This is a genomic window from Streptomyces sp. NPDC037290, from assembly GCF_055603245.1.
In genome coordinates, this window is the sequence record NZ_JBVJVZ010000084.1 from 1 (window position 1) to 4,758 (window position 4,758).

At 65.6% G+C, this 4,758-nt stretch carries 4 protein-coding genes and 1 pseudogene; 2 read left to right on the plus strand and 3 right to left on the minus strand.

Features of this window, described 5'->3' with window-relative positions:
- A partial coding sequence (locus ACZ7HQ_RS44815; RefSeq protein WP_471003230.1) for an integrase core domain-containing protein occupies window positions 1-1,260 on the plus strand: 1,260 nt, incomplete at its 5' end.
- A gap of 40 nt (window positions 1,261-1,300) precedes the next feature.
- On the opposite strand, the pseudogene ACZ7HQ_RS44820 reads toward ACZ7HQ_RS44815, so the two are convergent.
- Window positions 1,301-1,658 (minus strand): annotated as a pseudogene (locus ACZ7HQ_RS44820) (DUF1152 domain-containing protein); the annotation flags it as partial.
- On the opposite strand from ACZ7HQ_RS44820, the gene ACZ7HQ_RS44825 reads away from it, so the two are divergent.
- Complete coding sequence (locus tag ACZ7HQ_RS44825; protein WP_471003233.1) at window positions 1,658-2,086, plus strand: transposase; 429 nt, start codon at window positions 1,658-1,660, stop codon at window positions 2,084-2,086. The pseudogene ACZ7HQ_RS44820 and the gene ACZ7HQ_RS44825 overlap by 1 nt on opposite strands.
- Before the next feature lie 216 nt (window positions 2,087-2,302).
- Here the strand turns inward: ACZ7HQ_RS44825 and ACZ7HQ_RS44830 are convergent, their stop codons facing one another.
- Both ACZ7HQ_RS44830 and ACZ7HQ_RS44835 read right to left on the minus strand, forming a co-directional pair.
- Window positions 2,303-3,766, minus strand: coding sequence for an RICIN domain-containing protein (locus tag ACZ7HQ_RS44830; RefSeq protein ID WP_471003236.1), 1,464 nt, complete (start codon window positions 3,764-3,766; stop codon window positions 2,303-2,305).
- Window positions 3,767-4,298: 532 nt separating this feature from the next.
- Window positions 4,299-4,472 (minus strand): hypothetical protein, encoded by a 174-nt coding sequence (locus tag ACZ7HQ_RS44835; protein ID WP_471003239.1) that lies wholly within the window; start codon window positions 4,470-4,472, stop codon window positions 4,299-4,301.
- Window positions 4,473-4,758 lie beyond the last annotated feature (286 nt).

Below are 4,758 nucleotides of genomic sequence, written 5' to 3' on the forward strand. Positions count from 1 at the left end.
TACTCACGACACGCGTACGACACGCCCAAGATCAACCCGATCGAGTGTGTACGTGAGCTCGTACCTGCCTCTGCACATCAACATGTACGCGGACACACCGACCGGTTCGGGCAGGGTGGTGAGGTGTTGTTCGACCGGATCTGCCGGGAGAACGGGATCGCGCACCGCCTCACCCAGCCGGCGTCGCCGACCACGACGGGCAAGGTCGAGCGGTTCCATCAGACGCTGCGGCGTGAACTCCTGGACGACTGCGGGGCTTTCGAGAGCATCGGGGCGGCTCAGGCGGCACTGGATGCGTGGGTGGAGGAATACAACTCCTCGCGGCCGCATCAGGCGCTGGACATGCAGTCTCCGGGCGACCGGTTCTTCCCGGTTGCCGAGCAGGAGCGGAACGTCCTGGGCCTGAAGATCCCTGGAGTGCTGGCGTTGGTGCCGCAGCAGCGGACACCCGCAGAGGATCCGGAGCCGACTCCGGCCGAAGCCTCCGAGGTTACTGCCGCCCTGCCTGAGGTGGTGCCGGTGGAGCCCGGTGGGCCGGTGGAGTTCGAGCGGGTGGTGCCTGCGAGTGGGAATCTGCAGGTCGCGGGCAAGCAGTTCTGGCTGGGTCCGGCACGCTCAGGGCTGACGGTGACCTTCTGGGCCGACACCTCGGTGATCCATCTGCTGATCGCCGGGGCGCGGATCAAGACCGTGCGGTCACATTTGTCGGTGGCGGATCTGGCGCGGCTGGCCGCCCGGGGCGGTCGTCCGGCGGGGCCGGCCCCGCTTCCGGCCGGCGACGGGGCGGCGTTCGAGGTGGACCGGGTGGTGAACAACAGCGGCCTGGTGGGCCTGGGCGGGCACCAGGTGCTGGCGGCGGAGATCCTCGGCGGCCGCCAGGTGGGCATCCGCATCGACGACGAGACGCTGTCGTTCTTCGACCTGTCCTCGCGGGAACTGCTGCGGGTGCGGCCCAACCCGCTGACCAGCGAGGAAGTCCGCAGGCTACGAGGCCTGCGTCCGGCCGGACCGCCGCCGCGTCCGGGCATCGAGCCCGTGCGGGTGCAGCGGCGGGTCAGCGCGGTCGGCACCGTCATGGTCTGCCGCCAGGTCGTCTCCCTCGGCCGCCCCTACGCAGGACAGACCGTGACCGTCCACGTGTCCGACACGACGATCAGCGTCGAGCTGGACGGCCAGGTCCGGGTGATCCGCCGCACGACCGACGTCCCGGTCCGTAACGTGAAAGCGAACAAGCCCCACGGGGCTCCCTACGTTGTCTAGGCCCACCGTCAAGCATCACCCTGGACCAGAACGTCAGGCATCAGCTGGGATCCGACACTTCGTCGTGATGCGTCGTGATGCGCCACAGGGGCTCGTCGTACTGCTCCGGGCGGCTGCTGATGAGCAGTTGGCGCAGGGCGTCGCGCTGGGAGCCCTTGAGGTTCAGGGCCTCGGTGATGTGGCCGGAACGTCGTGTGCGTGACTCCGCGGTTGCGGGCCTCCGTCTCGAACTCGTCGAGCTGAGGAAGCACGGCTTCGGTATCGAGCGGTACCGGCGGCTGATCCTTCAGCCATGCAGCCTTGTTCCGCTCGTAGTCGATCTCGGAGGAGCCGCAGATTTCGCGGCTGTAGGCCTCGACCTCGTCCAGGGCGGCGGTCGTCATGATGGCGCGGGCCAGTGCACCTGAGCGAGCGGGGGGTGGGCAAGTACCTGCGCCGGTGGGGATTGTCGTTCCAGCGGCCGGACAAGCGGGCCGTCGAGCAGGACGCGGAAGCGGTCCGCGTCTGGCGCGAGGAGACCTGGCCGGCGATCCGGGCGAAGGCGAAGGCCGACAAGGGCGAGGTGCTCTTCGCCGACCAGGTCGGCATCCGTTCCGACCAGGTCACCGGCCGCACCTGGGGCGCCAAGGGGTGTACCCCCGTCGTGCGCCGCACGGGCAAGAGGTTCTCCGTGAACGCGATGTTCGCGATCAGGACGAAGGGCCGGATGCACTTCATGGTGTTCACCGAGACCTTTGACGCGGACGTGATGTGCCGCTTCCTGCAGCGCCTCGCGGGCCACTTCGACCGGAAGGTGCACCTCGTCCTCGACGGACACTCCGTCTAAACCAGACGGGCTCTCAGTCTTGATGAGGGCACGTTTCTCACTTCTTTTGTTGGCGGGGGCGGCGACTCGTGTGGTGTGCCGGCAGCGTCAGCGAGGGACCGGGGCATCACGGGCGCTGTGCCCTGAAGCGCGTGGCGGACAGGAGCCGTCCGCGCCACTTAACCTGCGGCTCGCATCGTGATCGTTCTCAGGCGCTCGTGTTACTGCGACCGCAGCTCAGTAGGGGGCAGCCACCAGGCGCCACTGCTGGTTGGACGTGTTCCCGCAGGGAAACTGGATGGCTCGCGCACCATTGACGGTCGAGGCGTTGGGGATGGTCAGACACCTACCGCTGCTCCGGGCAATGGCCTGGTAGCCGCCGTCGCGGCCGGTGAACTGCCACTGCTGCTGCGTGGCGGTGCCGCAGGCCTGTTGCCTCACTACGGCGTTGTCGGTGGGTGATGTCGGCGCGGTGAGGCACTTGTGGCTGTGTCGGACGACGAGCCGGTAGTAGCCGTTGTCCAGGCGTAGGACTTGCCAGTGCTGATTGGAGTCCTTGGCGGTGCCGCAGGTCTGCTGCTTGACCCATGTCCCGTTGGCGGTGGATGACGACGGCACGGTCAGGCACATGTTGCTGTGCCGTGCCCGGAGTTCCTCGTAGGCATGCCCCCTACCGATGCCGCGGACCACTCCGGTTGCGGTGTCGATGGACACCTGGGGGTACCAGCGCATCGACAGTGTTCTGCGGGAAGGGAACTGCAGCGGCAGCCAAACGTACTCGGAATCGCTCACGCTCTCGCCCCAGGCACGCGCGTGTCGGTCGCCCATGTAGAGATACGAGGTCGTGGCGCTGCCTTGCACGGGCAGGATGGCCGAGGATTGTGAGCCGTAGGCGATGCTGTCGCCGTAGTTCGCCATTGAACTCCAGGGGCCGGCGATGCTCGTCGCGGTCGCGTATTTGGCTTGGTTGGGGTACCAGCCGGTGACGCCCGAGGCTACGAGGAAGTAGACGCCGTTGCGTTTGAACATGGCCTGTCCCTCCCGAATGACGTCACGCAGGATGGTCACCCGGGCGGCCACGTTGAGGTAATCGGGACTGAGGCGAAAGATCGTGAGGTCGTGCTGGTTGTTGGTCGTCGAGATGAGATAAGCCTTGCCGTCGTCGTCTTGGAACAGGGTCGCGTCGAAGGACTTGTCCCTCAGTGGCCGGAAGCTGCCGCGATACTTGTAATTGCCGTCCACCGTCGGCGACATGGCAACGGCAACCCGGCCTCTTTGGGACTCGGGGTCCTGCGGTCTGTTTCCCTTGCGCATCCACATCACGTATTGCCTGGTGCGCGGGTTGTAGATGACCTTGGGGCGCCAGAGGGAGGCGTTCGCGGCGCGCAGTTCAGGGGAGGACGCTTCGGTCAACACGTTGTTGCGGAATTCCCAGGTGCGCAGGTCGGCCGAACGGTACACCGATATGTAACGGAAGTGATTGTTCGGATAAGGGTTCTCGCCGAACCAGTAGTAGAACTGGCCCACCTTGATCATGCCACCGTCGTGCGCGTGCACCACGCGACCGGCGGGGTCAGTGAACAATATGCCGTTGGTGATCGGAGTGATGCCAGCGTTCGACTCGCCGGCCTGTAACAGCAATAACGCCCCCGCCGTCACCGCGGCCAATAATCTGGCGAGACTATACGGTCTTCCAGGCATGGGTACATCCTCCCTGGCGATGGCCGGGCGGGGCGCAGTTCAGGAACGCCCTTGATCGAATTCACCCATCGCCTTCTACGTAGAATCCTATGTAAGGATTACAAGTCGGTCCTGTCCAGAGTGAGCCAACCGCTGCGAAGAGCACGTCGCACCCGTCTACCGGTCCACTGCACGACCGACGTTGTGCCCCTTCTTGAGAGAGCTCGTTTTGCAGATGATCAGGTGAGCAGGCCTGAGGGTCGGGGGTCTTCATCAACGATCTTGAGTACTGCTCCACAGTCGGGTGATCCGTATTCATCCGGCGTGACGGGAATTATAGTAGAGCTCGCCCAGCTCTATGCGGCTTGATCCCCCATGCGGGCGTGGCCGTGCTCGTCTATCGAGGACTATTGGCGACGAGGTGATCAGCCTGGCGGTTTCGCCGGCGCGGCTCACCCGTGATCAGAAACCAGGGGTGAGCCGCGCCGGAACCAGCCAGCCTACGTGGATGGCGCGAGAGGATATGCGGGGTGCCGAAACGCTATTTGACGGCTCATGCGGCCCCGCGGGTTCCGCGGATTTTTTGGCTGATGATCGTCGGTGCGCCAGGCCGTTGGCGGAGCATGAGCCGGTCGACACTGCCGTACTCGTGGGTGTCGATGCGCTGTGAAGTGGCGTTGACGGCCTGACGGTGCACATGGGCGACATTGCCGCTGATGAGGGTCACCCCCGCCTGCGGTAGGACCACGCCGAGTTATTGAATGCCCGTTCCCCAGGGGCAAGTGACCCCGCCATACATTACCGCGGTGATCAGGTCCTTCTCGTTGATTGCCCAGCCCGGGTTGGTCACACCGCAGTCGTCGTAGCCGGCCAGCGGATCAGGGGAGTCCTGGGCCTCGTAGCCGAACCGGCCGAAAGCTCAGCCGACGACCGTCCAGGTGTCCCCGCCGGCCAGCAGAGCGGACAGGTCGCCCTTGCCCTTCTGCTCGATCGCGGTGTCCAGCTGGTCGGCC